Raw genomic sequence first — 24,457 nt, forward strand, 5'->3', positions numbered from 1 at the left:
TGCAGAAAATTCGTATAATTATTATATGGATTATCCAGAATTATATTATCTTTGCATTAAGAATTTTGCGGGTCTATTGTCTGCTAACTCCACGAGCCATAGGCTCGTTAACTACAGTTAACTCCCGTTTACTCCTTGCAAGCAGAGCTTGCAAAAGTTGAATTAAATTATTTATCAAACTAAATTAAAAATGAAAAAGCAAGTATTGAAGTATGCTGCCTTGGTTATTGGGGCGGTGTTTCCTACAATGTTGTATGCACAACTTAATCCTAAACCTGGTTTCATTATCACCAATCAGAACGATACCATCTATGGCACCATCGACTATCTGTCGGACAAGAAGTGTGCCCAAGAGTGTCTCTTCCAGGCCAATGGTGAAACCGCCTACAAGACATACCAGCCTGGCGACATCAGTGGATATCGTTTTACCGACGATGGTGTTTTCTACGTTACCAAGACCTTTAATATCGATGGTGCTCAGAAAACGTTCTTTGCCGAATATTTGTTGCAAGGTGGTGTGAGCCTGTTCCGTTACGAAGAGGGTGGGGTAGACTACTATTTCTTTATCGACGAGCAGGGCAAGGTTGCTACTATCAGGGATGACGGCAGCTATTCTAAGCCGGCTACTGATGAATATACCAAGAAAATGCAGTCGGCCCAGAGGCGTGAAGCACTGGGCGAGGTATCGCAGGTTTTTGCAGAAAGCGATAAGGCCATACACGATTTGTGGATAAAAGAAACCAATTCCAAGAACCTGACGCAGATTACCCACGACTACGACATGGAATACTGTACATCGTCTGGCGACTGTGTGGTGTTCCGCTACAACGAAAAAGCTACGCGTAATATCGCTGTTAAGTTGCTACTTAAAGCCGGAATCGCGCAAGGAACCAACAAATTGTTGGGACATATAGATATTATGGGTCACCGTTACTGTAATAACCATACTATGAAGACTACCGTTAAAGAATTTGGAGTTGGAGCAGATTTTACTTTCCCTCGTCTCAACAAGCATTTGTCGGTAGAAGTGTTAGCTCTTATCAACAAATGGAATATGTCTGACGAATATCAGCCATATTCAAACACTAACTGGAAAACAAATATTAGTTTGAAGTATTGGGATTTAGGATTCCAGGTAGGTCCCACCTATAGTTTTATTCCCGAATCTAAGTTCTCCCCAGTATTGCGTGTAGGTTACGCGACAGATATTCCTTTTTCTATCGAAAAGACAAACTTTCAGTATCTCCAGTTTGATCAGGAGATCAATCCAGCTATCCATTGCCATGGATTCTATGCCGGTGCAGGTGTCGATATTGCTATCCAGAAGCACATACTCCGCTTGTCAGCCGAGTACCGTTGGACTCACTCCTTCAACAAAGAAGTCGACATCACCCGTCTGGGTCTCTCCGCCGAGTTCCGCTTCTAAGCACATTTAAAGTTTCTGATTTAATAACTCGTGGGGGTGGGGTATGTTCGGGTCGTAGTTGACGTTTCTTTCGCTCGAATCTCAGTCACTTTGCGGTCGTAGATGAATCACTTTACCCCCCTAAGATGACTTCGGAACGAGTCGTAGATGACTGCGGAACGGATCGTAGATGACTTCGGAACGACCTGAAGATGACGCTAGGACAACCCTAAACTGCCCCAACCGCCATAATAACCTAATAATCTTTGTAACTTGTTAATTTTCAGATAATTAGCACTCTACTGGTGATGTAGTGATATAGACATGTGCAAACTTATTATGCAAAAATAAAAATGTACCACTTTTTTATTATTTATATAATAGTTTATTATTTATTATGTCACTATATCACCTTTACATTTTTGGAGGTAACTCAAGTTGCTGAGAATCAGGTTCTTGCGTTGTAGCGGCATGTACCGATTACCAAAGCAGCATCGACGAGTTGGACAATCGCGTGGACGAGATTGAACGGCTCGTGACGAAGCTTGAGGGATTGAACGGTGATATTGCCGCTATCAAGCAGATTGTGGATGCGCAGGAGCAGGCTGGCTATATCACAGGCGTGACACAGACCGCTGATGGTTATCAGTTCACAATGTCGAACGGAACGCTTATTAACCTGCGAGATGGTAAGGACGGCAAGGACGGTATCAATGGTACTGACGGCACTAATGGTACTGACGGTACGAACGGTCAAGACGGTATCACCCCGCAGTTGCGTATCAACGCCACCACGCAGATGTGGGAGGTGAGCTATGACAGTGGTACTTCTTGGACATCGCTTGGCGTGAAGGCCCAGGGTGAAAAGGGTGACGATGGCGATGCCTTCTTCCAGAGCGTTGTAGTAGGTGAGACCGAAGTGACCTTTACGTTGGCCGACGGAACCACGACCTTCAAACTGCCTCTGATGGACACATTCAAGAAGGTGCGCGACCGCGTGATGCCTGAGGTAGTGGCAACAGCTCTTGCTTCCAATTATGCCAGCACTCTATCGTTTATTGGTGAGGAAGTGGCCGTAACTCGCGGTTTAGCAGTCTCGGCGGGTATCACCATCAATGGTGTTACTAACGAAGGTAATGGCAGACTGGCGCTCACGGTTACACCAAGTGGCATGACCGCTGGAAAGGGCTATGCCTTTGCACTAGTGATGAACGACGGTACATCTATGTACAGTACTGCCTATACGTCGGTATTCTATGCCGTACCTCCTGTTGCTATTGGCATTGCTGCTGACGGCATCCTGGCAGGAAACGGCAACGTGAGCGTGGGCACCACAGTACAACTAATTGCCTTGCTTGTGCCAACGGACACGAATATGAAGAACGTACAGTGGACTACATCGGATGCGAATGTTGTTACTGTTGATGCCAATGGTCTGGTTACGGCTCGCAACAATGGTACTGCCACCATCACGGTGACTTCTGTTGCTGCACCTACTGTCAGCAAGAGCATCACCGTCACCGTGAGCGACGGCAACATCACACTGAACACCGATGAACTAGTTTCACAAGGTGATGCGGAATAATTTGCTCATGCAATAAGAAATGGTTTTGAAAAGAGAGCCTCGCGTCATCACGACGCGAGGCTCTTATGTTATTTCCCTATATTTAATTCTACGTTCAAGTCATCGGTAGAACTCGATACGTTTGTATCTACCTGGTTAGTGTCTGTGAGCAGACTCTGGACTTTGGGTCTGAAAAGCACTTCGTGGGTTGAACTCACGAATAGCATCAGCATATCGGTTGTTTCTTGATCCACGTTGTTGTCAACCAGTCGTTTGCGAACCATATTCTCCATGGCTTCTTTGAACTCTGTCATTAGCACTGCCGCCTCGGGGTTGTTCTCCTCATTGCCGGCAATGTGCAACAGGAAACCCTTGCACATCTGTTCGCCCATGCCTTCCATAAACCACTCACGGAAATCCTCTATGTTTGTAGGAAGAATATCTTCTGGTAGATTAGTATCGGTAAGAACGTATCGATAGCTATCGAAGACTGGCCAGAATGCATCAATATGATTCTTCATAATGTTGGGTAGAGCATCTTTATAAAGCTGATAGCTCACCTTGCTTACATCGGCTATTGATGGAATCGACTTGATATACTGGGTGCTGATGTCCCACTTCTTGAAGCTGCCGTTTACCTTGATGATACGCCACCCGTTAGGGTGCGTCAACAGAGAGCCTGTCTCTACTTCAACCAGACTGTCAACCCCTGCATCCAGTTCTTTGCGATACTACGCAATGTCGGGGATATGGGCGTGGCCGGAAAATACAAGATGTATACCGCTCTTCATCATCTTGTCGGTTACATCCTCATAATTTACAAGTACATTTTCTTTCTGCAAGCTACTCTTTCCATCGTAGTGCTCCATCACGTTGTGGTGCTGCATGACAACCACCTGCTTACTCTGTTCGTGTGCCTTGTCGGTCTCATCCAGCATCCACTTCATGGTAGAATCGCCGATGGTGCCCGTAGAAGTGTCGACACATAGCAGTACCAGTCCGTCGAATGGTTCACAGGCATACGATAGCGATGCCTGATCTTTGGCATAAGCCATATTGAATCCACAATCCTTATACAGTTCTGCAAACTTCTGTGGCGTTGTGGAACCATCGGCATTATCCACGTCGTGGTTGCCTGGTATCACCACCACCTTTATACCCTCGCTCACCAACTGGCCCAGTGTATTGGCTACCAGCTCGTGACTCTTCTGATCGCCAAGCTCTGTCAGGTCGCCTGTTATCAACATCATATCGGGCTTGGCGCTCAGCGCATCGCCCACCAGCTTGTCAAGAATCTCGGTGCTGTATAGCATCAATTTCGGGTCTTTGGTTGCGTCGTCGGCCTGGTATTGGTCGTTTAGCAAGTCAGGAGCCATCGCATGGATGTCGCTCAGCACCCATATCGTCCTTTCGGTTTGTTCCTGAGCATCATCATCGTTATTATTCACAGCGTTGTCGGCAACGAATGTACACGATGTCACAGCAACTCCACACACCAGTACCGCCAGCATGTTGCGAGTAAATCTTGAAAAAAAGTTTTTAGTCATATTCGTAAAATTATTAGATGTAGTATAATGATCAGTTTTTTCTCATTTCGGTTTTCTAAGTATCCACTCCATATAATAGCCGATGCCAGCCTTACCACCATCATACCCCAACCAGCCCAGAATATGGTTGTTTACAAACTGCTTGGGCATGAGGGCGTACTGCAACTTCCACAACCAGGGATGATTCATGGTTCTGTTGGCACTATGCTGCAGGTGTTTCAGGTCGGGTAACGTCTCTTTAGTATAATTTGTCATCTTTTCAATCTCAAACCCACAGTTGGTGTAGTGGGTGTTCAGTTCGTCAAGCGATTCGAATAGGGCAGCCGATCCTCCCTTCGACGTCAGGGCTATTGCCATCTGGAGTTTAGGATCGTAGGTGTCGAAACTGGCTGCCAGAGCATAATCGTAGATGATCATCACGCCTCCAGGTTTCAGCACGCGATTTACCTCACGGTAGATTTTCTCCTTATCGGTATTATGAACAATCGTCTCAACGGCATAACACACATCAACTGAATTGTCGGCCAACTGGGGAATGCTACTATAGTCTTGTTCGTAAATCGTCACATTCTGCGGCATCTTGTTTTTCTTCAGAGGAATAAGGTCTACACCAACAAAGCGCGACTCGGGGAAACCATAGGCAAGATACATGATGTTGGCACCTTGTCCGCACCCCAGCTCCAGCACCGTATCGCCATCCTTGATATAATCGGCAATGGTATCGGGCTGATAATAGATATCCTCATCGGTAAAGACGCCACTCTTTGAAATCCGGAAATGCATGAAGCCGTCTTGCGAATGGAATATTTTATAGGCCCAATGGCTGACTCGGAAGTAATTGCGTATCTGCGCCAAGGAATTTTTCTCACCATTTATTACTTCTTCCAGATCGATGAACTTTGACATGGCATCAATCTTGGAATGAATCCGATAAATATAATACCCTTTATTCATATGTTACTCCTTGATGTCGTCGAGACGGCTCCTTACTATCTGGCCATCAGTCCAGCGCGCCTCGTTAACGTTTTTAATGACTCTTTCGTCCATACTGATTAAATTGTTCGTGATGCAAAGATAGATAAATATTTGTTTGTAGTACATAAAAAATATGCACGCATTTGGGATGGGGACCAAATGCGTGCATAAATGTATGTAAAATATTACAGTTTGTCCTTATACTTTGTTGGCGTTACTCCATATGTGCGTTTGAACAGTTCGCGGAAGTTTGAAGGCCAAAACCTAGGGTCTTGGCTATGGCGGAGATGGTAAGGCCGGGTTCGTCGTGAAGCAAACGGAGTGATTCCTCAAGTAGGATGGAGTTGATGTACTGTGGAAACGACAGTCCGTCGGCATATTGTGTTTATACCTATAATAATATAGAGGTTTTGTTTCAATAGCGTAGTATTTTTGGTGCAGATATACGTGTTGTTCCTATAGATAATACCCAAAAAGGATAAGTAAAACATAAAAAAACTTAAAAGTTATATTATGGGATTAATTATATTTGTGTATATTATATAATATTAGTACCTTTGCACCCGCAAAAGTGAGTATTGCGCTGGCCATGGAGCTAACAATACCCTGATAAAGAGCAACTTAGCCTTCAAAAATGAAGCAGTTGAAGTTCCTTTTTAAGTGGGTTTGTGTGCTTCGCAGTTGCGAGAAACGCTTAGAAATGAACATTATATATTATAAACATTATTAATTTTTAAACTGAAATGCCAGGATTAATTGGAAGAAAAATCGGAATGACATCCGTTTTCAGTGCCGACGGTAAGAATGTACCGTGCACTGTTATCGAAGCTGGTCCTTGTGTTGTAACTCAGGTTAAGTCTGTTGAGAAGGACGGCTATGAGGCTGTTCAGCTCGCCTTCGGAGAGAAGAAGGAGAAGAATACCACAAAAGCAATGATGGGTATCTTCAAGAAGGCTAACACGACACCAAAGGCCCACTTGGCCGAGTTCAAGTTTGATACCGAGTTGAACCTCGGTGACACCGTTACAGTCGACATCTTCGAGGGTGCCGAGTTTGTTGACGTTGTTGGTACATCAAAAGGTAAAGGATTCCAGGGCGTTGTGAAGCGTCATGGTTTTGGTGGTGTAGGCCAGGCTACTCACGGTCAGGACGACCGTCTGCGTAAGCCAGGTTCTATCGGTGCTTGTTCTTATCCCGCCAAGGTATTCAAGGGAATGCGCATGGGCGGCCAGATGGGAGGCGACAGAGTTACTACTCAGAACCTCAAAGTGTTAAAGGTAATCCCAGAGCACAACCTTATTCTTGTGAAGGGTAGCTGCGCTGGTTATAATGGTTCAACTGTAATAATCAACAAGTAAGATGGAAGTTAGCGTATTGAATATCAAAGGTCAGGAGACCGGACGTAAGGTAACTCTGAACGAGGCTATCTTCGGCATTGAACCAAATGACCACGTTCTTTATCTGGACGTAAAGCAGTATCTCGCTAACCAGCGTCAGGGTACAGCTAAGTCTAAGGAGAGAAGCGAAATCTCTGGTTCTACTCGTAAGCTTGGACGTCAGAAGGGTGGCGGCGGTGCCCGTCATGGAGATATCAACTCGCCTCTGCTGCGTGGTGGTGGTCGCGTGTTTGGTCCTACACCTCGTGACTACAGCTTCAAGCTGAATAAGAAGGTTAAGGCACTTGCTCGTAAGTCAGCCCTTTCATACAAGGCTCAGGAGAATGCAATCGTTGTAGTTGAGGACTTCACTCTGGAGGCTCCAAAGACTAAGGAGTTTGTAAACATTGCAAAGAACCTGAAGGTAGACGGCAAGAAGAGCCTCTTCGTAATGTCAGAGACTAATAACAATGTATACATGTCGGCTCGCAATCTGCAGAACGCAGAGGTGATGGAGGCTTCGCTGGTTAACACCTACAAGGTGCTGAACGCTGATGTCCTGGTTATCACTGAGAAGTCGCTCGAGACTATCGACGGTATCTTAAACAAGTAAAAGGAGGACTAAGGATATGGCATTTATCATTAAACCTATGGTCACTGAGAAGATGACCAAGATTACAGACAAGTCTTCTGTAGAGAAAACTTATAAGGTAAAGGGCGAGGAGCGTACCAAGAAGGCTGAGGCCAAGTATGGTTTCATCGTTCGTCCTGAGGCTAATAAGCTTGAGATTAAGAATGAGGTTGAGAGTCTGTACAATGTTACAGTAATCGACGTGAACACAGTTCGTTACGCCGGCAAGCGTAGCTCACGCTACACTAAGGCTGGTCTGATCAAGGGTCAGAAGAACGCGTTCAAGAAGGCAATCGTTACTCTTAAGGAGGGCGATGTAATTGATTTTTATAGCAATATTCAGTAATAAAAATGGCAGTACGTAAATTAAAGCCCGTAACTCCGGGTCAAAGACACAAGATTATTGGCACGTTCGAGGATATTACTGCATCCGTGCCAGAGAAGTCTCTCGTTTACGGTAAGCGTTCAACCGGTGGTCGAAACAACACCGGTAAGATGACTGTTCGCTACATGGGCGGTGGTCACAAGAAGAAGTATCGTCTGATCGACTTCAAGCGAGAGAAAGATGGTGTTCCAGCTGTAGTAAAGACAATTGAGTACGATCCAAACCGTTCGGCTCGTATCGCACTTCTTTTCTACGCTGATGGTGAAAAACGTTATATCATTGCTCCTAATGGACTGCAGGTTGGTGCAACTCTGATGTCGGGTGCAGACGCAGTACCTGAGGTAGGTAACGCTCTGCCACTGGCTAACATCCCTGTTGGTACAGTGATCCACAACATCGAGATGCGTCCCGGTCAGGGTGCCAAGCTCGTTCGTTCGGCTGGTAATTTCGCTCAGTTGACTTCTCGTGAGGGTAGCTATTGTGTTATCAAGCTCCCTTCAGGCGAGACTCGTCAGATTCTCTCAGCTTGTAAAGCTACTGTAGGTAGTGTAGGTAACTCAGATCACGCTCTCGAGGCATCAGGTAAGGCTGGTCGCTCTCGCTGGTTGGGTCAGCGTCCTCACAACCGTGGTGTTGTTATGAACCCACATGATCACCCAATGGGTGGTGGTGAAGGACGTCAGTCTGGAGGTCACCCACGTTCACGTAAGGGCTTGTACGCTAAGGGTCTTAAGACTCGTGCACCTAAGAAGCTTTCAAACAAGTACATTATTGAAAGAGCTAACAAGAAGTAAACAAGTTAATTAGAGTAAATTATGAGTCGTTCATTAAAGAAGGGTCCATACATCAACGTATCACTCGAGAAGAAGATTCTCGCTATGAATGAGAGTGGTAAGAAGAATGTCGTTAAGACATGGGCCAGAGCATCAATGATCTCACCCGATTTCGTGGGACACACTGTTGCAGTTCATAACGGTAACAAATTTATCCCTGTTTACGTTACAGAAAACATGGTTGGTCACAAGCTCGGAGAGTTTGCACCTACCCGTCGTTTCGGTGGTCACGCCGGTAACAAGAAGTAATCCCAGGGAAAATTGAAAATTTTAAAATTAAAGAATTAAAATGGGAGCAAGAAAACATATTAAGGCTGAAGAAAGAAAAGCAGCACTTAAGACACAGTATTTTGCAAAGCTGAAAGGCTGCCCCTCTTCACCTCGCAAGATGCGCTATGTAGTGGACATGATCCGCGGCATGGAGGTAAATCGCGCACTGGGTGTTCTGAGATTCTCAAAGAAGGCAGCTGCAGCTGATGTAGAGAAACTCCTCCGTTCGGCTATTGCCAACTGGGAAGCCAAGAATGATCGCAAGGCTGAGGATGGAGAGCTTTATGTAACCCGCGTTTTCGTTGACGAGGGCGTTACAATGAAGAGAATGAGACCTGCACCACAGGGTCGTGGATATCGTATCCGCAAGCGTTCTAATCACGTGACTCTGTTTGTTGATGCTAAAACTAATGATGTAAAAGAATAAGTATGGGACAGAAAGTTAATCCAATTAGCAACCGTCTTGGAATCGTAAGAGGTTGGGATTCAAATTGGTTCGGAGGCAAGGACTTCGGAGACAACCTGGTAGAGGATCAGAAAATCCGTAAGTACCTGAACGAGCGTCTGGCTAAGGCTAGCGTTTCTAAGATTGTCATCGAGCGCACATTGAAGCTGGTTACCATTACTATTTGCACAGCCCGTCCAGGTCTCGTCATTGGTAAAGGTGGACAAGATGTCGACAAACTGAAGGAAGAACTGAAGAAGCTCTACGACAAGGAGATTCAGATTAATATCTTCGAGGTAAAGCGCCCTGAGCTCGATGCCACGATTGTTGCCAACAACATCGCTCGCCAGGTAGAGGGCAAGATCGCTTACCGCCGTGCCATCAAGATGGCTATCCAGAACACTATGCGTGCTGGTGCCGAGGGTATCAAAGTTCAGATCTCAGGTCGTCTTAACGGAGCAGAAATCGCACGTAGCGAGATGCTGAAGGAGGGTCGTACTCCTCTGCACACATATCGTGCTGATATTGACTACTGTCACTCAGAGGCTCTTACCAAGGTTGGTATTCTGGGTATTAAGGTATGGATTTGCCGTGGTGAGATTTACGGCGACGTTGATCTCGCACCTAACTTCACTCAGGAGAAGACTGGTGGTCGCTCAAACGGCGGTAATGGCCGTGACAGAAAGTTCCGTAATAAGAAGAAGTAATTAATTTATTTAAAGTAGAAGCTTATTATGTTACAGCCTAAAAGAGTTAGATATAGAAGACCTCAGGATGGACGCGGCAACAAAGGCAACGCCCACAGAGGAACAACACTGGCTTTCGGATCATTCGGCATCAAGACAATGGATGCAAAGTGGATCGACAGCCGTCAGATTGAGGCAGCCCGTGTTGCTATCAATCGTTATATGAACCGTGAAGGTCAGGTATGGATTCGCATCTTCCCTGATAAGCCTATCACCCGCAAGCCTGCTGATGTGCGAATGGGTAAAGGTAAGGGAGATCCCGCAGGATGGGTTGCACCTGTTACACCAGGCCGTATTCTCTTTGAAGTAGAGGGCGTTCCTTTCGATATTGCTAAAGAGGCTCTGCGTCTCGGTGCACAGAAACTGCCCGTTAAGACTAAGTTTGTTGTTAGACGTGATTTCGATAAAAACGCTTAATTGAGTATGAAGATTAAAGAAGTAAGAGAGCTCGAGACCAAGGACTTGGCAGAGCGCATTGAGGCTGAGGTTGCAAAGTACAATCAGATGAAGTTGAACCACGCAATCACTCCACTTGAGAATCCATCTCAGATTAAGGCCGCTCGTCGCGACATCGCACGTATGAAATCAGAACTTCATCAGAGAGAACTTAATAAATAACAATGGTCCAGATGGAAACAAGAAATTTAAGAAAGACAAGACAGGGTGTCGTTATCAGCAACAAAATGGATAAAACCATTGTTATTGCAGCCAAGTTCAAGGAGAAGCACCCTATGTATGGTAAGTTTGTCCAGAAGACAAAGAAGTATCACGCACACGACGAGAACAACGAGTGCAATGTAGGTGATACAGTGCTCATTATGGAAACCCGTCCTCTGTCAAAGACAAAGAGATGGAGATTAGTTAACATCGTAGAAAAAGCTAAGTAATTATGATACAGACAGAATCAAGACTTACAGTAGCTGACAACAGCGGTGCACGCGAGGCTCTCTGCATCCGTGTATTGGGCGGTACCAAGCGCCGTTATGCCAGCGTAGGTGATATCATCGTTGTGTCTATCAAGAACGCGATCCCTACAAGTGATGTAAAGAAGGGTGCAGTATCAAAGGCTTTGGTTGTTCGCACTAAGAAGGAAATCCGTCGTGCTGATGGTTCTTACATCCGCTTCGACGACAATGCCTGCGTACTGCTGAACAATGCAGGTGAGCTCCGCGGTAGCCGTATCTTCGGCCCTGTGGCTCGTGAGCTCCGTGCCGTGAATATGAAGGTCGTTTCTTTGGCACCTGAGGTACTTTAATAATTTAATTGATTAAAAGAAATGGCAAAGTTCAATATTAAGAAAAACGATACAGTCATCGTTCTGGCCGGTGAGGACAAGGGCAAGACTGGTAAGGTGCTGAAGGTCCTGACCGACAAGCAGCGCGCACTCGTTGAGGGCATCAACATGGTGAACAAGAGTGCTAAGCCAAGTGCCAAGAATCCTCAGGGAGGATTTGTGAAGATGGAGGCTCCTATTCACATTTCAAATATTAGTTTGATTGATCCAAAGAGTGGCAAGGCTACCCGTGTTGCTATCAAGCGCGAGGGCAAGAAGGTCGTTCGTATCGCTAAAAAGTCAGGAGAGGAGATTAAGTAATGGCAAATACAGCACAGTTAAAGAAAGAGTACAAGGAGAAGATTGCTCCTGCTCTTCAGAAGCAGTTCAACTACACTTCTGCAATGCAGATTCCTGTCCTGAAGAAGATTGTAGTAAACCAGGGTCTTGGTGACGCAACTCAGGATAAGAAGATTATCGAGGTAGCCATCAACGAGATTACCGCTATCTGCGGTCAGAAGGCTGTTGCAACATATTCTAAGAAGGATATTGCAAACTTCAAGCTTCGTAAGAAGATGCCTATCGGTGTTATGGTAACTCTGCGCCGTGAGCGTATGTACGAGTTCCTTGAGAAGCTCGTTCGCATCGCTCTTCCTCGTATCCGCGACTTCAAGGGTATCGAGAGCAAGTTCGACGGTCGTGGTAACTACACACTGGGTATCCAGGAGCAGATTATCTTCCCAGAGATCAATATCGATTCAGTAGACCGCATCCAGGGTATGAACATCACCTTCGTAACATCAGCTCAGACTGACGAGGAGGGATTCGCACTGCTCAAGGCTTTCGGTCTTCCATTCAAGAACGCTAAAAACGATTAAGAGATATGGCAAAAGAATCAATGAAGGCCCGCGAGGTAAAGCGCGCTAAGCTCGTTGCTCGTTATGCTGAGAAGCGTGCAGCTCTGAAGAAGGTGATCGCTACTAGCGAGGATCCCGCAGAGGCTTATGAGGCAGCTCGCAAGTTGCAGAGCATTCCCAAGAACGCTAACCCAATCCGTCTGCACAACCGTTGCAAGATCACAGGTCGTCCAAAGGGATATATGCGTCAGTTCGGTCTTTCTCGTATCCAGTTCCGTGAGATGGCTTCAAACGGCCTGATCCCTGGAGTAAAGAAGGCTAGCTGGTAATCCACTCGATTTAAGCAAAAAGAGATTTATTAATTTAATATTGTCGGGGTAGTCCCGATTAATTAAAAACTTTATTTTATGACAGATCCAATAGCAGATTATCTGACAAGACTCAGAAACGCCATCATGGCACATCACCGTGTCGTAGAGGTTCCTGCGTCAAACTTGAAGAAAGAGATCACTAAGATCCTCTTCGAGAAGGGTTACATCCTGAACTACAAGTTCATCGAGGATGGTCCTCAGGGTACAATCAAGGTTGCCTTGAAGTACGACCCAGCAACTCGTGAAAACGCCATCAAGTGCCTGAAGCGAGTTTCAACACCAGGTCTTCGCCAGTATACTGGTTACAAAGACATGCCGAGAGTAATTAACGGACTTGGAATCGCAATCCTTTCCACGTCTAAAGGTGTAATGACAGACAAAGAGGCCGCAGCCCTGAAGATCGGTGGTGAGGTTCTTTGTTATGTATATTAATTGGAGGATAGAATATGTCAAGAATAGGAAAATTGCCAATTAGTATCCCTGCAGGCGTTACTGTTGCTCAGGACAAGGACGGTGTTGTTACCGTTAAGGGTCCAAAGGGAGAGCTGACACAGAAGGTTGACCCCTCTATCAAGATGACTATCGAGGATGGTCAGGTTAAATTTGAGATCGACGAGAACAGCCCTGTAAATGTTAAGCAGAAGCAGGCTTTCCATGGTCTTTATCGTGCGCTTGTTAATAATATGGTTGTAGGCGTAAGCGAAGGTTACAAGAAGGAGATGGAGCTCGTAGGTGTTGGTTACCGTGTATCAAACCAGGGTAACATCATCGAGTTCGCACTCGGTTATACTCACCCCATCTTCATCCAGCTTCCTCAGGAGGTTAAGGTTGAGACTAAGTCAGAGCGTAACCAGAACCCTCAGATTATCCTCGAGTCATGCGACAAGCAGCTGCTCGGTCTGATTTGTGCTAAGATTCGTTCTTTCCGTATGCCTGAGCCTTATAAAGGAAAGGGTATTTTGTTCAAGGGTGAGGTTATCCGTCGCAAGTCGGGTAAGTCAGCATCAGCTAAGTAATTTTAATTGATTTACGATTATGACAACAAAGAAAGTAGAAAGACGAATTAAGATTAAATATAGAATTCGTAAGAACGTTTTCGGTACAGCCGAGCGTCCTCGTCTGAGCGTTTTCCGCAGCAACAAGCAGATCTATGCTCAGGTAATCAATGATTTGGAAGGTAAAACACTTGCTTCTGCATCATCACTTGGTCTTGAGGCTATGCCAAAGATCGAGCAGGCTGAGAAGGTAGGTGAGCTGGTAGCCAAGAAGGCTCAGGAGGCTGGCGTTACTGCCGTTGTCTTCGACCGTAACGGTTATCTGTATCACGGCCGCGTAAAGTCGCTTGCAGACGCAGCTCGTAAAGGTGGACTTAAATTCTAAACGATTATGGCAATGAACAAAGTTAAAATAAGTAGTGACGTAGAGTTGAAAGACAGACTGGTTGCCATCAACCGTGTTACCAAGGTAACAAAGGGAGGTCGCACCTTTACATTCGCAGCTATCGTAGTTGTCGGCGACGGCAACGGTATCATCGGCTGGGGTCTTGGTAAGGCTGGTGAAGTAACAGCAGCTATCGCCAAGGGTGTTGAGGCAGCTAAGAAGAATCTTGTTAAAGTTCCTGTACTCAAGGGCACCATCCCTCATGAGATGGAGGCTCGCTTTGGCGGTGCACAGGTATTCCTGAAGCCAGCTGCTGCTGGTACCGGTCTTGTTGCCGGTGGTGCTATGCGTGCCGTTCTGGAGAGTGTTGGTATTAAGGATGTGCTCGCTAAGTCAAAGGGCTCATCTAACCCTCACAACCTGGTAAAGGCTACTATCGTAGCTCTGAGCCAGATGCGTGATGCCTACACTGTAGCAGGTACTCGCGGAATCAGTATGGATAAAGTATTTAGAGGTTAAGGAGAATAAACTATGGCAACAATTAAGGTAAAGCAGATTAAGAGTAAGATCGGTTATCCAGTAGATCAGAAGCGCACTCTCCAGGCTCTGGGCCTGCGCAAGATCTCTCAGGTTGTTGAGGTAGAGGACACTCCTTCAATCCGTGGTATGATCCGTAAGGTACACCACCTGGTGACCGTCGTTGAGTAATTAACAATTTAAAAGTAGATTAGATTATGAAACTGAATAATTTAAAGCCGGCTGAGGGTTCTACCCACTCAAGTCGTCGTATCGGTCGCGGACCTGGTTCAGGTCTGGGTGGTACTTCTACTCGTGGTCACAAGGGAGCCAAGGCTCGTTCTGGTTATAAGAGAAAGATTGGTTTCGAAGGTGGTCAGATGCCTCTCCAGCGCCGTGTTCCAAAGGCTGGTTTCAAGAACATCAACCACAAGGAGTACTTTGCAGTTAACCTCTCTACACTTCAGAAGCTTGCTGAGGAGAAGAACCTCACCAAGATCGGAATTGCAGAGCTTATTGCTGCCGGTCTTACCAATGGCAAGGAGCTGGTAAAGGTTCTTGGCAACGGTGAGCTGAAGGCTAAGGTTGACGTAGAGGCTAACGCTTTCTCAAAGACTGCTGAAGAGGCAATCAAGGCAGTAGGTGGTAACGCAACAAAAATCTAACATTAAAAATGAAGAAGTTAATAGAGACACTGAAGAACATTTGGAAGATTGAGGACCTGCGCCAGCGCATCCTCATCACTCTCCTGTTCGTAGCAATTTATCGTTTTGGTTCGTTTGTGGTACTTCCTGGTATCAATCCAGCCATGTTAAGCCAACTGCAGTCACAGACTGCCGGCGGTCTGATGTCATTGCTCGATATGTTCTCCGGTGGTGCATTCTCCAACGCGTCTATTTTTGCGCTTGGAATCATGCCTTACATCTCTGCTTCTATCGTAATGCAGCTTCTTGCTGTCGCTGTTCCCTACGTTCAGAAAATGCAGCGTGAGGGTGAGAGCGGCCGCAAGAAGATCAGCATGTACACCCGCTGGCTCACTGTAGCCATCCTGATGTTCCAGGCACCGGGGTACTTGATGAACCTGAAGATGACTTCGGGAGCTGCTCTGGCAACAGGTATCTCTTGGTCATACTTCATGGTTCCTGCTGTCATCATCCTTGCTGCAGGTAGTATGTTCATCCTGTGGCTCGGTGAGCGCATTACGGATAAGGGTATAGGTAATGGTATCTCGCTGATTATTATGATCGGTATCATCGCCCGCCTGCCTCAGGCTTTCATCCAGGAGGTTAGCTCGCGTTTCACCGCTATCACTGGTGGTGGACTGGTTATGTTCTTGGTCGAGATCATCATTCTCTATGCAGTTGTTTGCGCATCTATTGTTCTGGTTCAGGGCGTTCGCAAAGTGCCCGTTCAGTATGCAAAGCGCCTCGTAGGTAATAAGCAGGTAGGTGGTGCACGTCAGTATATCCCACTGAAGCTGTTCGCTGCCAACGTGATGCCAATCATCTTTGCTCAGGCACTGATGTTCATTCCGTTGACTATCGTTCAGTATTCAGCTCCTGAAAATGCAAGTTGGTTCGTTCGCACGATGCTCGATCATCACAGCTGGACCTACAACATCATTTTCGCTGTATTGATCATCGCCTTTACTTATTTCTATACAGCTATCACTCTGAATCCTACTCAGATGGCTGAGGATATGAAGCGTAACAATGGTTTCATCCCTGGCGTTAAGCCTGGTAAGGAGACCGCTGAGTATATCGATACAGTCATGTCTCGTATCACTCTTCCCGGTTCATTGTTTATTGCTTTCATCGCTATTATGCCTGCTCTCGCAGGTTTGCTGAATGTTCAGGATGCGTTCTCTCAGTTCTTCGGTGGAACATCTCTGCTGATTCTTGTTGGTGTAGTACTTGATACACTTGCACAGATCGAGAGTCACCTGCTGATGCGTCACTATGATGGCCTGCTCAGTTCTGGTCGTATTCATGGACGTGGAATGGCTGCTTATTAATCTTCTATGAAGATATTCCTGAAGACTGAAGATGAAATAGAGCTGATGCGCCAGGCTAACCAACTCGTTGGTCGTACGCTTGGTGAATTGGCAAAACATATTAAGCCTGGTATAACGACCCTCCAGTTGGATAAGATAGCGGACGAGTTCATTAGAGATAATGGTGCTATCCCAACTTTCAAGGGTTTCCCCAATCCATATGGAGGGCCGTTTCCTGCCAGCATCTGCACATCGGTGAATGATGTAGTCGTACATGGTGTGCCCAATGCAGAGACAGTTCTGAAAGAGGGTGACATTATATCTGTAGACTGCGGAACACTGTTGAATGGCTTTAACGGAGACTCTTGTTACACATTCTGTGTAGGCGAGGTGTCGGACGAAGTCAAACAATTGCTGAAGACAACCAAAGAGTCGCTTTACCTTGGTATCAAGAATGCCGTAGCGGGTAATCATCTTGGTGACATCAGCAGTGCAGTGCAGGAACACTGTGAGGCACAGAAGTACGGCATCGTGCGCGAGCTTACCGGTCATGGTATCGGTCGCGACATGCACGAAGATCCACAGGTGCCTAACTATGGTAGGAGAGGTAATGGTATCATGCTGAAAGCCGGTATGTGTTTAGCTATAGAGCCTATGGTAACTATGGGTAATCGCGCTATCTGGATGGATGCTGACCGCTGGACAATACGTACTCGTGACGGTAAGCCAGCTGCTCATTTCGAGCATACCATCGCTGTTAGAAAAGGTCAGGCTGAAATCCTGTCTTCTTTCGAAGAAGTTGAAAAACTAGAAGGTAATATTTATTAAAAATACTGTATGGCAAAGCAATCCGCTATTGAGCAGGACGGAACAATTGTAGAGTCGTTGTCGAATGCGATGTTCCGAGTAGAACTTGAAAATGGAGTCCAGATAATTGCGCATATCTCTGGTAAGATGAGAATGCACTATATCAAGATCCTCCCCGGAGATAAGGTTAAGGTGGAGATGAGTCCATATGACCTGACAAAGGGACGAATTGTATTCAGATACAAATAAACAATTTGAATTAATATGAAGACAAGAGCATCATTGAAGAAGCGTACCCCAGACTGCAAAATCGTACGTCGTAAGGGCCGCCTGTTCGTTATCAACAAGAAGAACCCAAAGTATAAAATGCGTCAGGGTTAATGTTAAATAAGCATAAAATTGCGGAGAATTGAAAAATTCTTCGTACCTTTGCATGCTTTTTAGCGAGAAATGTAATTTTTAAAGTAATTTATTTTTATCTTTTTAATTAACAATGGCAATAAGAATTGTTGGAGTAGATTTGCCCCAGAATAAGCGTGGCGAAATCGCATTGACTTATATCTATGGTATAGGTCGAAGTAGTTCAGCAAAGATATTGGACAAGGCAGGTGTCAGCCGTGACCTGAAGGTTAGCGAGTGGACTGACGACCAGGCAGCCAAAATCCGTGAAATTATCGGCGCTGAATTCAAAGTAGAAGGTGATCTCCGTTCAGAGATCCAGTTGAATATCAAGCGACTGATGGATATTGGTTGCTATCGTGGCGTACGTCATCGTAACGGTCTTCCCGTTCGCGGTCAGAGCACCAAAAATAATGCTCGTACTCGTAAGGGTAAGAAGAAGACTGTTGCTAATAAGAAGAAGGCTACGAAGTAATTCCTAAATTAAACATTAAACATTAAAGAATTAAAGTTTAAGAATTATGGCAAAGAAAACAGTCACTTCAAAGAAGAGAAACGTGAGAGTAAACGCTATCGGCCAGCTCCACGTTCACAGTTCTTTTAATAATATTATTGTGTCGCTGGCTAACGACGAGGGTCAGATCATCTCTTGGTCATCAGCTGGTAAGATGGGCTTCCGTGGCTCTAAGAAGAATACTCCTTATGCTGCTCAGATGGCTGCTGAGGATTGTGCTAAGGTTGCTTACGACCTGGGTCTTCGCAAGGTTAAGGCTTATGTTAAGGGTCCCGGTAACGGTCGTGAGTCTGCTATCCGTGCTATCCACGGTGCTGGTATCGAGGTTATGGAGATTATCGATGTAACTCCACTGCCACACAACGGATGTCGTCCTCCAAAGCGTCGTCGCGTATAATTATTAGAAGGATTATTAAGAAGAAACATATTTTATTATTATGGCAAGATATTTAGGACCGAAATCAAAAATTGCGCGTCGTTTTGGTGAGCCCATCTTCGGCGCAGACAAAGTTTTGTCTAGGAGAAACTTCCCTCCTGGACAGCATGGCAACAACCGTCGTCGTAAGATGTCTGAGTATGCCGTCATGCTGGCAGAGAAGCAGAAGGCCAAGTATACTTATGGAGTACTTGAGCGTCAGTTCCGTAATATGTTCGAAAAGGCTGCTAAGGCCGAGGGTATCACCGGTGAGGTTCTGCTCCAGAACCTCGAGAGTCGTCTTGACAACGTAGTGTTCCGTCTTGGTATTGCTCCTACCCGCGCTGCTGCTCGTCAGCTCGTTGGTCACAAGCACATTACCGTTGATGGTCAGGTTGTTAATATCCCTTCTTATGCTGTTAAGCCTGGTCAGGTAGTTGCTGTTCGTGAGAAGTCTAAGTCTCTTGAGGTTATTGAGGCTGCTCTTGCAGGTTTCAATCACAGCAAGTATCCTTGGATCGAGTGGGATGAGAATGTTAAGGGCGGTAAGTTCCTGCACAAGCCAGAGCGCGCTGACATCCCCGAGAATATTAAGGAACAGTTAATCGTTGAGTTGTACTCTAAGAACTAAAATCATTTAAATTAATGGCGATATTAGCATTTCAAAAACCCGATAAAGTCGTAATGTTGGAGGCCAACGACAAGTTCGGCAAGTTCGAATTTCGTCCTTTGGAGCCCGGCTTTGGTGTAACCATTGGTAACGCCCTGCGCCGCATTCTACTTTCATCACTCGAGGGTTATGCTATCAATACCATCCGTATTGCTGGTGTTGAGCATGAATTCTCTTCAGTTCCCGGTGTAAAGGAAGATGTAACCAACATTATCTTGAATCTGAAGCAAGTTCGATTCAAGCAAGTAGTAGAAGAATTCGAGAACGAGAAAGTCAGTATCACGGTCGAGAATTCTACCGAATTCAAAGCCGCTGACATCGGCAAGTATCTGACTGGATTTGAAGTGTTAAATCCCGATTTGGTGATTTGTCATTTAGATTCCAAAGCATCGATGCAGATTGATCTTACAATCAACAAAGGTCGCGGATATGTTCCCGCTGATGAGAATCGCGAGTTCTGCACCGACGTGAATGTAATTGCAATCGATTCTATTTACACTCCGATCCGTAACGTAAAGTACACTGTTGAGCCATATCGCGTTGAACAGAAGACTGACTATGACAAGTTGGTACTCGAGGTTACTACGGACGGTTCCATTCACCCAAAGGACGCTCTGAAAGAGGCTGCCAAGATTCTTATCTATCACTTCATGCTGTTCTCTGACGAGAAGATCTCTCTTGAGACTTCAGAGACTGAGAGCAATCAGGAGTTCGATGAGGAAATCCTGCACATGCGCCAGCTGCTTAAGACTCGTCTCGTTGACATGAACCTCTCAGTTCGTGCCCTCAACTGCCTCAAGGCTGCTGATGTTGAGACTCTTGGCGATCTGGTACAGTATAATAAGACTGACCTCCTGAAGTTCCGTAACTTTGGTAAGAAATCGCTCACTGAGCTTGATGATTTGCTCGAGAGTCTGAATCTGTCGTTTGGAACTGATATTTCAAAATACAAACTGGACAGAGAGTAATCTCCTGCCCAATAAAAGTACAAAAGAAAAATGAGACATAATAAGAAATTCAATCATCTCGGTCGTACTGCATCTCACCGCAGTGCCATGCTCGCTAACATGGCTATCTCTCTGATCATGCACAAAAGAATCACTACGACCGTTGCAAAGGCTAAGGCCCTGAAGAAGTATGTAGAGCCCCTTATCACTAAGGCTAAGGAGGATTCTACCAACTCTCGTCGTGTAGTATTCAGCTACCTTCAGAACAAGGACGCTATCAAGGAGCTCTTCTCAACTGTAAGTGAGAAGGTTGGTGATCGTCCCGGTGGATACACTCGTATCATCAAGCTCGGTACTCGTCAGGGTGACGCCGCTCAGGTTTGCTTCATCGAGCTCGTAGACTTTGATCCAGAAATGGCAAAGGATACTAAGAAGAAGACAACCCGTCGTTCACGCAAGTCAGCTCCAAAGGCTGAGGCAGCTGCTGAGGCTCCTGTAGCTGAGGAGGCTAAGGCTGAGGCTCCCGCTGCTGAAGAGGCAAAGGCTGAGTAATAGTTAGAATTTTTAATTCTCATATATGGATAGAGCTCGCATCTTAAGGTGCGGGCTTTATTTTTTAGGGATTCCCCTATATATTTTGGGGGGAATTCCCTTTTTTATTTGTTGAAGTCTTGTTATCTTTGCAGCGTGAATTAATAATAATAGGTTTAAGGTTATGAAGAAGCTCGTAGTTTTATCGCTTGGTGCAGTGCTGTTTTTCAGCAGCTGTGGCACTTATACTGAAACTGGTGCTACAACAGGTGGCTGGTTCGGATCTATTATTGGTTCGGCTATTGGAGGAATAGCTGGTGGACCGCGTGGTAGTGATGTCGGCACACTTATTGGTATGGCTGGCGGAGCAATGGTTGGTGCTGCTATCGGACAGGCCGCTGATGAAGCTCAACAGAAGAAGATGGAGGAGTACCAGAGGCGTCGAATGGAGCGCGGTCAGGGCGACTATCAGCCCAGATATGGATATCCTGATAATCATGGTTATGAAACAAAAGATTTTGATGTACTTGAGATTCGTCGCCCGATGTTGATAGATACCAACCGCGACCAGTTATTAAGCCGTGGCGAAGAGGCTAGGGTAGTGTTTGAGATATTCAATACCTCTACCAAACCTGTATATCGCATTACTCCGAGTGTAACGGAGATTACGGGTAACAAGCATATAGAGGTGTCTGATAACGTTATGATTGAGTGTATTGAGCCAGGTAAAGGTATTCGCTATACAGCGCTTGTGAGGGCCGATAATCGACTAAAAGATGGTGAAGCGGTATTCCGCATAGGAGTTTTCCAAGGTAATAGAGAACAAGTATCCCAAACAAGGGAATTCAGGATTCAAACAAGTAAGCGATAGGATAACCTATCGCTTCTTTTTTTCTTCTTGATGTTTCTTTTTCATTTGTTCGTTAAGTTCTACCCAGATGGGCTTGGCAGCCGAACCATCGTTGGTACTCATGTCAAGTTCTGGTTGGCTGAAGAACTCTGCGGGTTTATATGGGATGACTGATTCCTCGTACTTCTCAACAATTACTGGCGCTATGCCTTGTGCTATGATACCTAACTCTTGTGCAGCCCTCACAGAAAGGTCAATGACGCGACCTCTAACGTATGGACCACGATCGGTGACCTTTACGATAACCTGCTTGCCGTTGGCTGGATTTGTTACTAGCAACATCGTGCCGAATGGATATGTACGATGGGCACATGTAAGACTGTCGTGATGCAGTCGTTCGCCACTTGCCGTTTTACGTCCGCTGAAGCTTTTGGAATAAAACGAAGCCTTACCACTCTCGGGTTGAGCCAGAGTGGTAAAGCTTATCAGTAGTGTAAGAATTGTTATATAAAGTCTTCTAATCATCAATTGGGTTATACAATGCAAGCAACATTGTAACTAACGACCTTGGCTTACGCCGAGCTCTATACAATGCCCTGCGCGAGCATGGCCTTGGCGACCTTCATGAAGCCGGCTACGTTGGCACCCTTCACATAGTTGATGTAGTTGCCTTCCTTACCATACTTCACGCACTGCTCGTGGATGCCCTGCATAATCTGGTGCAGGCGCTGGTCTACTTCCTCTGCAGTCCATGCCATGCGCATAGAGTTCTGGGTCATCTCCAGACCAGATGTTGCTACACCGCCGGCGTTGACAGCCTTTCCAGGCGCAAACAGCTGACCAGCAGCGATGAACTTGTTAACAGCCTCGGCTGTGCAGCCCATGTTAGATACCTCGGCTACGCAGAGTGGCTTATTCTCCAGAATCATGTCGGCATCATTACCATTCAGCTCATTCTGGGTGGCACATGGCAGATAGATATCGGCCTTCTGCTCCCATGGCTTCTTGCCAGCATAGAACTTAGAGCCCTCGAACTCCTCCTCGTATGGCTGACATACGTCGTTGCCACTGGCACGGAGCTCCAGCATGTAGTCGATCTTCTCGGCATCCAGACCCTCTGGGTCGTAGATGTAACCGTCAGGACCAGAGATGGTGATAACCTTTGCTCCCATCTCGGTGGCCTTCTTGGCTGCTCCCCAAGCCACGTTGCCGAATCCACTCAGAGCAACAGTCTTGCCCTTAATGTCGAGTCCGTGAGTCTCTAGCATGTGGTGTACAAAGTAGAGTGCACCATAACCAGTTGCCTCTGGGCGCAGTATGCTGCCGCCCCATTCCATACCCTTACCTGTGAGGGTTGCACCATGGAACTGGCTTGTCAGCTTCTTATAATATCCGAACAGATAACCAATCTCACGTCCGCCTACGCCGATATCACCAGCAGGAACGTCCATGTCGGGACCGATTACCTTGTAAAGCTCGCACATAAATGCCTGGCAGAAACGCATAATCTCAGCGTCGCTCTTACCGCGTGGAGCAAAGTCAGAACCTCCCTTGCCACCACCCATAGGCAGTGTGGTCAAAGCGTTCTTGAATGTCTGCTCGAAACCGAGGAACTTCAGGATGCTCAGGTTTACTGATGGGTGGAAACGCAATCCGCCTTTATATGGGCCGATAGCGCTGTTGAACTGTACGCGGTAACCGATATTTACCTGTACTTCGCCCTTATCGTCAACCCAGGGCACACGGAATGTGGTGATACGTTCTGGTTCCACAATGCGCTCTATGATCTTGGCTTTCTCAAACTCGGGGTGCTGGTTGTAAACATCCTTAATGCTGTCCAACACCTCTCTTACTGCCTGTAAGTACTCCATTTCGCCTGGATGCTTCTGCTCCAAGGCCTGCATAATTTTCTCAACTTCCATGTTCTTAAAATTGTTCTAAGTGTCAATTTGTTATTAATTGTACTGCAAAAGTAGGAAAATTATCGATACCTTCCAAGTAAAAACCAGAAAAATTTTATCGCAAAGTTACATTTTGTTAATTGTGCGCGTTCCCAGGAAATGATGGAAGGATTCTTGATAACCATCAGGTACGTGGATAATCTCGTTACCGATGTAAATACAGTCGTTGCGGTCTACCTTTTTTATTTTATCTACAGCAATTATGTATGACCGATGCACACGCAGGAATTTATCCGGCGGCAACATATCTTCTACGGCTTTCATTGTCAGGTGTGTAATCAGCGGTTTACTCTCACCATCCAGATAGAACATCACATAGTCCTTCATGCCGTTTACATAGATGATGCTCTCGATAGTGATGTTCCGTAGCTCTCCATCTACTCGGACGAAGAGGGATGTCGCAGAACAATTCTCCTTCCTCCTTTCTCCTTCCTCGTTCCTCGAGTTAAACCACTCTTTAGCCTTTTCCACTGCTACCATAAACTTATTGTAGCGGATGGGCTTCAGCAGGAAGTCGAGTGCGCTCACTTCGTAGCTTTCAAAGGCATACTCCTTGAAAGCCGTGGTAAATATCACTCGTGTCTCTGTGGGAATCATGTGGGCTAGCTCCATGCCGTTCAGATCGGGCATCTGGATGTCGAGAAACAGCAGATTGGGCTTCTGCTCTTTTACGGCATTGATGGCCTCAACCGAATCAGTGAAACTGCCCAGCAGTTTCAGGTCAGGCGTTTTAGCCACAAACGATTCCATCAGTTTGACTGCCAGAGGTTCGTCGTCTACGATGATACAGGTCATG

38 protein-coding genes are annotated in these 24,457 nt (G+C 46.0%); 32 read left to right on the plus strand and 6 right to left on the minus strand.

The features are described from left to right. Positions 1–190 precede the first annotated feature (190 nt). Positions 191–1,426: an outer membrane beta-barrel protein gene (locus tag BUB86_RS06570; protein ID WP_073207237.1), complete on the plus strand. Its 1,236-nt coding sequence runs from the start codon at positions 191–193 to the stop codon at positions 1,424–1,426. Between the two features lie 481 nt (positions 1,427–1,907). Further along, positions 1,908–2,990, plus strand: a complete 1,083-nt coding sequence (locus BUB86_RS06575) for a PL29 family lyase N-terminal domain-containing protein (protein WP_073207241.1) — start codon at positions 1,908–1,910, stop codon at positions 2,988–2,990. 68 nt (positions 2,991–3,058) lie between these two features. Here the strand turns inward: BUB86_RS06575 and BUB86_RS06580 are convergent, their stop codons facing one another. Genes BUB86_RS06580 through BUB86_RS06590 form a run of 3 tightly spaced genes read right to left on the minus strand, consistent with a single transcriptional unit; the run spans position 3,059 to position 5,470 of the window. Beyond that, positions 3,059–3,640 carry a hypothetical protein gene (locus BUB86_RS06580; protein ID WP_073207244.1) on the minus strand — a complete coding sequence of 194 codons (582 nt, stop codon included), beginning with the start codon at positions 3,638–3,640 and terminating at the stop codon, positions 3,059–3,061. Between the two features lie 60 nt (positions 3,641–3,700). Continuing rightward, positions 3,701–4,516, minus strand: a complete 816-nt coding sequence (locus BUB86_RS06585) for a metallophosphoesterase family protein (RefSeq protein ID WP_081373134.1) — start codon at positions 4,514–4,516, stop codon at positions 3,701–3,703. A gap of 42 nt (positions 4,517–4,558) precedes the next feature. After that, the gene (locus tag BUB86_RS06590) at positions 4,559–5,470 is read right to left on the minus strand and encodes a class I SAM-dependent methyltransferase (protein ID WP_081373135.1); all 912 of its coding nucleotides are present in this window, start codon (positions 5,468–5,470) and stop codon (positions 4,559–4,561) included. A 764-nt stretch (positions 5,471–6,234) separates the two neighbouring features. Between BUB86_RS06590 and rplC the strand changes: the two genes are divergently transcribed. The 30 genes from rplC to BUB86_RS06740 all read left to right on the plus strand — a co-directional run bounded on the left by rplC (position 6,235) and on the right by BUB86_RS06740 (position 21,721). Beyond that, positions 6,235–6,849: a 50S ribosomal protein L3 gene (gene rplC, locus BUB86_RS06595; RefSeq protein WP_073207258.1), complete on the plus strand. Its 615-nt coding sequence runs from the start codon at positions 6,235–6,237 to the stop codon at positions 6,847–6,849. 1 nt (position 6,850) lies between these two features. Beyond that, a complete protein-coding gene (rplD, locus tag BUB86_RS06600) occupies positions 6,851–7,480 on the plus strand; it encodes a 50S ribosomal protein L4 (RefSeq protein ID WP_073207260.1) in 630 nt (209 codons plus the stop codon). A gap of 16 nt (positions 7,481–7,496) precedes the next feature. Continuing rightward, positions 7,497–7,844 (plus strand): 50S ribosomal protein L23, encoded by a 348-nt coding sequence (gene rplW / locus BUB86_RS06605; protein ID WP_073207262.1) that lies wholly within the window; start codon positions 7,497–7,499, stop codon positions 7,842–7,844. Positions 7,845–7,849: 5 nt separating this feature from the next. Continuing rightward, positions 7,850–8,677, plus strand: coding sequence for a 50S ribosomal protein L2 (rplB, locus tag BUB86_RS06610; RefSeq protein ID WP_013064908.1), 828 nt, complete (start codon positions 7,850–7,852; stop codon positions 8,675–8,677). A 21-nt stretch (positions 8,678–8,698) separates the two neighbouring features. Beyond that, entirely contained in the window at positions 8,699–8,965 is a 267-nt protein-coding gene (gene rpsS, locus BUB86_RS06615; protein ID WP_013065476.1) for a 30S ribosomal protein S19, read from the plus strand. Between the two features lie 40 nt (positions 8,966–9,005). Continuing rightward, a complete protein-coding gene (rplV, locus tag BUB86_RS06620; RefSeq protein WP_073207265.1) occupies positions 9,006–9,413 on the plus strand; it encodes a 50S ribosomal protein L22 in 408 nt (135 codons plus the stop codon). Positions 9,414–9,415: 2 nt separating this feature from the next. Continuing rightward, positions 9,416–10,138 (plus strand): 30S ribosomal protein S3, encoded by a 723-nt coding sequence (gene rpsC, locus BUB86_RS06625; RefSeq protein WP_073207267.1) that lies wholly within the window; start codon positions 9,416–9,418, stop codon positions 10,136–10,138. A 27-nt stretch (positions 10,139–10,165) separates the two neighbouring features. Next, positions 10,166–10,594: a 50S ribosomal protein L16 gene (gene rplP, locus BUB86_RS06630; protein WP_028902374.1), complete on the plus strand. Its 429-nt coding sequence runs from the start codon at positions 10,166–10,168 to the stop codon at positions 10,592–10,594. Positions 10,595–10,600: 6 nt separating this feature from the next. Then, positions 10,601–10,795 (plus strand): 50S ribosomal protein L29, encoded by a 195-nt coding sequence (gene rpmC / locus BUB86_RS06635; RefSeq protein WP_013065209.1) that lies wholly within the window; start codon positions 10,601–10,603, stop codon positions 10,793–10,795. A gap of 2 nt (positions 10,796–10,797) precedes the next feature. Continuing rightward, positions 10,798–11,064, plus strand: coding sequence for a 30S ribosomal protein S17 (gene rpsQ / locus BUB86_RS06640; RefSeq protein WP_013063072.1), 267 nt, complete (start codon positions 10,798–10,800; stop codon positions 11,062–11,064). Between the two features lie 2 nt (positions 11,065–11,066). Beyond that, complete coding sequence (rplN, locus tag BUB86_RS06645; protein ID WP_013065032.1) at positions 11,067–11,432, plus strand: 50S ribosomal protein L14; 366 nt, start codon at positions 11,067–11,069, stop codon at positions 11,430–11,432. A gap of 21 nt (positions 11,433–11,453) precedes the next feature. Continuing rightward, on the plus strand, positions 11,454–11,771 hold the full coding sequence (rplX, locus tag BUB86_RS06650) for a 50S ribosomal protein L24 (protein WP_073207269.1): 318 nt from the start codon (positions 11,454–11,456) through the stop codon (positions 11,769–11,771). Next, positions 11,771–12,328, plus strand: a complete 558-nt coding sequence (gene rplE / locus BUB86_RS06655; protein WP_013065667.1) for a 50S ribosomal protein L5 — start codon at positions 11,771–11,773, stop codon at positions 12,326–12,328. The genes rplX and rplE overlap by 1 nt, the downstream gene beginning before the upstream one ends. Positions 12,329–12,333: 5 nt before the next feature. Beyond that, positions 12,334–12,636 carry a 30S ribosomal protein S14 gene (gene rpsN / locus BUB86_RS06660; RefSeq protein ID WP_073207272.1) on the plus strand — a complete coding sequence of 101 codons (303 nt, stop codon included), beginning with the start codon at positions 12,334–12,336 and terminating at the stop codon, positions 12,634–12,636. A gap of 78 nt (positions 12,637–12,714) precedes the next feature. Further along, positions 12,715–13,110, plus strand: a complete 396-nt coding sequence (gene rpsH / locus BUB86_RS06665) for a 30S ribosomal protein S8 (protein WP_028902369.1) — start codon at positions 12,715–12,717, stop codon at positions 13,108–13,110. Positions 13,111–13,124: 14 nt separating this feature from the next. Further along, positions 13,125–13,694 carry a 50S ribosomal protein L6 gene (gene rplF, locus BUB86_RS06670; protein WP_073207274.1) on the plus strand — a complete coding sequence of 190 codons (570 nt, stop codon included), beginning with the start codon at positions 13,125–13,127 and terminating at the stop codon, positions 13,692–13,694. A 19-nt stretch (positions 13,695–13,713) separates the two neighbouring features. Next, positions 13,714–14,058 carry a 50S ribosomal protein L18 gene (gene rplR / locus BUB86_RS06675; RefSeq protein WP_028906922.1) on the plus strand — a complete coding sequence of 115 codons (345 nt, stop codon included), beginning with the start codon at positions 13,714–13,716 and terminating at the stop codon, positions 14,056–14,058. A gap of 6 nt (positions 14,059–14,064) precedes the next feature. Continuing rightward, positions 14,065–14,577: a 30S ribosomal protein S5 gene (gene rpsE, locus BUB86_RS06680; protein ID WP_073207276.1), complete on the plus strand. Its 513-nt coding sequence runs from the start codon at positions 14,065–14,067 to the stop codon at positions 14,575–14,577. Between the two features lie 12 nt (positions 14,578–14,589). Next, positions 14,590–14,766, plus strand: a complete 177-nt coding sequence (rpmD, locus tag BUB86_RS06685; RefSeq protein ID WP_073207279.1) for a 50S ribosomal protein L30 — start codon at positions 14,590–14,592, stop codon at positions 14,764–14,766. 26 nt (positions 14,767–14,792) lie between these two features. After that, positions 14,793–15,239: a 50S ribosomal protein L15 gene (gene rplO / locus BUB86_RS06690; RefSeq protein ID WP_028902365.1), complete on the plus strand. Its 447-nt coding sequence runs from the start codon at positions 14,793–14,795 to the stop codon at positions 15,237–15,239. Between the two features lie 8 nt (positions 15,240–15,247). Continuing rightward, positions 15,248–16,588: a preprotein translocase subunit SecY gene (gene secY / locus BUB86_RS06695; RefSeq protein WP_073207283.1), complete on the plus strand. Its 1,341-nt coding sequence runs from the start codon at positions 15,248–15,250 to the stop codon at positions 16,586–16,588. 6 nt (positions 16,589–16,594) lie between these two features. Then, complete coding sequence (gene map / locus BUB86_RS06700) at positions 16,595–17,395, plus strand: type I methionyl aminopeptidase (protein WP_073207286.1); 801 nt, start codon at positions 16,595–16,597, stop codon at positions 17,393–17,395. Between the two features lie 9 nt (positions 17,396–17,404). Next, positions 17,405–17,623, plus strand: a complete 219-nt coding sequence (gene infA, locus BUB86_RS06705) for a translation initiation factor IF-1 (RefSeq protein ID WP_004341775.1) — start codon at positions 17,405–17,407, stop codon at positions 17,621–17,623. A gap of 15 nt (positions 17,624–17,638) precedes the next feature. Next, a complete protein-coding gene (gene rpmJ, locus BUB86_RS06710) occupies positions 17,639–17,755 on the plus strand; it encodes a 50S ribosomal protein L36 (protein ID WP_009160995.1) in 117 nt (38 codons plus the stop codon). A 112-nt stretch (positions 17,756–17,867) separates the two neighbouring features. Beyond that, positions 17,868–18,248 (plus strand): 30S ribosomal protein S13, encoded by a 381-nt coding sequence (gene rpsM / locus BUB86_RS06715; RefSeq protein ID WP_073207290.1) that lies wholly within the window; start codon positions 17,868–17,870, stop codon positions 18,246–18,248. A 46-nt stretch (positions 18,249–18,294) separates the two neighbouring features. Then, a complete protein-coding gene (gene rpsK / locus BUB86_RS06720; RefSeq protein ID WP_013063216.1) occupies positions 18,295–18,684 on the plus strand; it encodes a 30S ribosomal protein S11 in 390 nt (129 codons plus the stop codon). Between the two features lie 40 nt (positions 18,685–18,724). After that, positions 18,725–19,333, plus strand: coding sequence for a 30S ribosomal protein S4 (gene rpsD, locus BUB86_RS06725; protein ID WP_013064747.1), 609 nt, complete (start codon positions 18,725–18,727; stop codon positions 19,331–19,333). A gap of 14 nt (positions 19,334–19,347) precedes the next feature. After that, positions 19,348–20,340 carry a DNA-directed RNA polymerase subunit alpha gene (locus BUB86_RS06730; RefSeq protein WP_073207293.1) on the plus strand — a complete coding sequence of 331 codons (993 nt, stop codon included), beginning with the start codon at positions 19,348–19,350 and terminating at the stop codon, positions 20,338–20,340. Between the two features lie 30 nt (positions 20,341–20,370). Then, entirely contained in the window at positions 20,371–20,871 is a 501-nt protein-coding gene (gene rplQ / locus BUB86_RS06735) for a 50S ribosomal protein L17 (protein ID WP_073207297.1), read from the plus strand. Positions 20,872–21,034: 163 nt separating this feature from the next. Further along, positions 21,035–21,721 carry a glycine zipper domain-containing protein gene (locus BUB86_RS06740; RefSeq protein ID WP_073207299.1) on the plus strand — a complete coding sequence of 229 codons (687 nt, stop codon included), beginning with the start codon at positions 21,035–21,037 and terminating at the stop codon, positions 21,719–21,721. A gap of 6 nt (positions 21,722–21,727) precedes the next feature. On the opposite strand, the gene BUB86_RS06745 is transcribed toward BUB86_RS06740, so the two are convergent. The 3 genes from BUB86_RS06745 to BUB86_RS06755 all read right to left on the minus strand — a co-directional run bounded on the left by BUB86_RS06745 (position 21,728) and on the right by BUB86_RS06755 (position 24,456). Further along, positions 21,728–22,225, minus strand: coding sequence for a septal ring lytic transglycosylase RlpA family protein (locus tag BUB86_RS06745; RefSeq protein WP_073207302.1), 498 nt, complete (start codon positions 22,223–22,225; stop codon positions 21,728–21,730). A 59-nt stretch (positions 22,226–22,284) separates the two neighbouring features. Then, a complete protein-coding gene (gene gdhA / locus BUB86_RS06750; RefSeq protein ID WP_073207305.1) occupies positions 22,285–23,622 on the minus strand; it encodes an NADP-specific glutamate dehydrogenase in 1,338 nt (445 codons plus the stop codon). Between the two features lie 105 nt (positions 23,623–23,727). Beyond that, positions 23,728–24,456, minus strand: coding sequence for a LytR/AlgR family response regulator transcription factor (locus BUB86_RS06755; protein ID WP_175549427.1), 729 nt, complete (start codon positions 24,454–24,456; stop codon positions 23,728–23,730). Between the last annotated feature and the right edge of the window lies 1 nt (position 24,457).

Origin of the sequence: Xylanibacter ruminicola (genome assembly GCF_900142525.1) — a bacterium.
Classification (GTDB): domain Bacteria; phylum Bacteroidota; class Bacteroidia; order Bacteroidales; family Bacteroidaceae; genus Prevotella; species Prevotella ruminicola_A.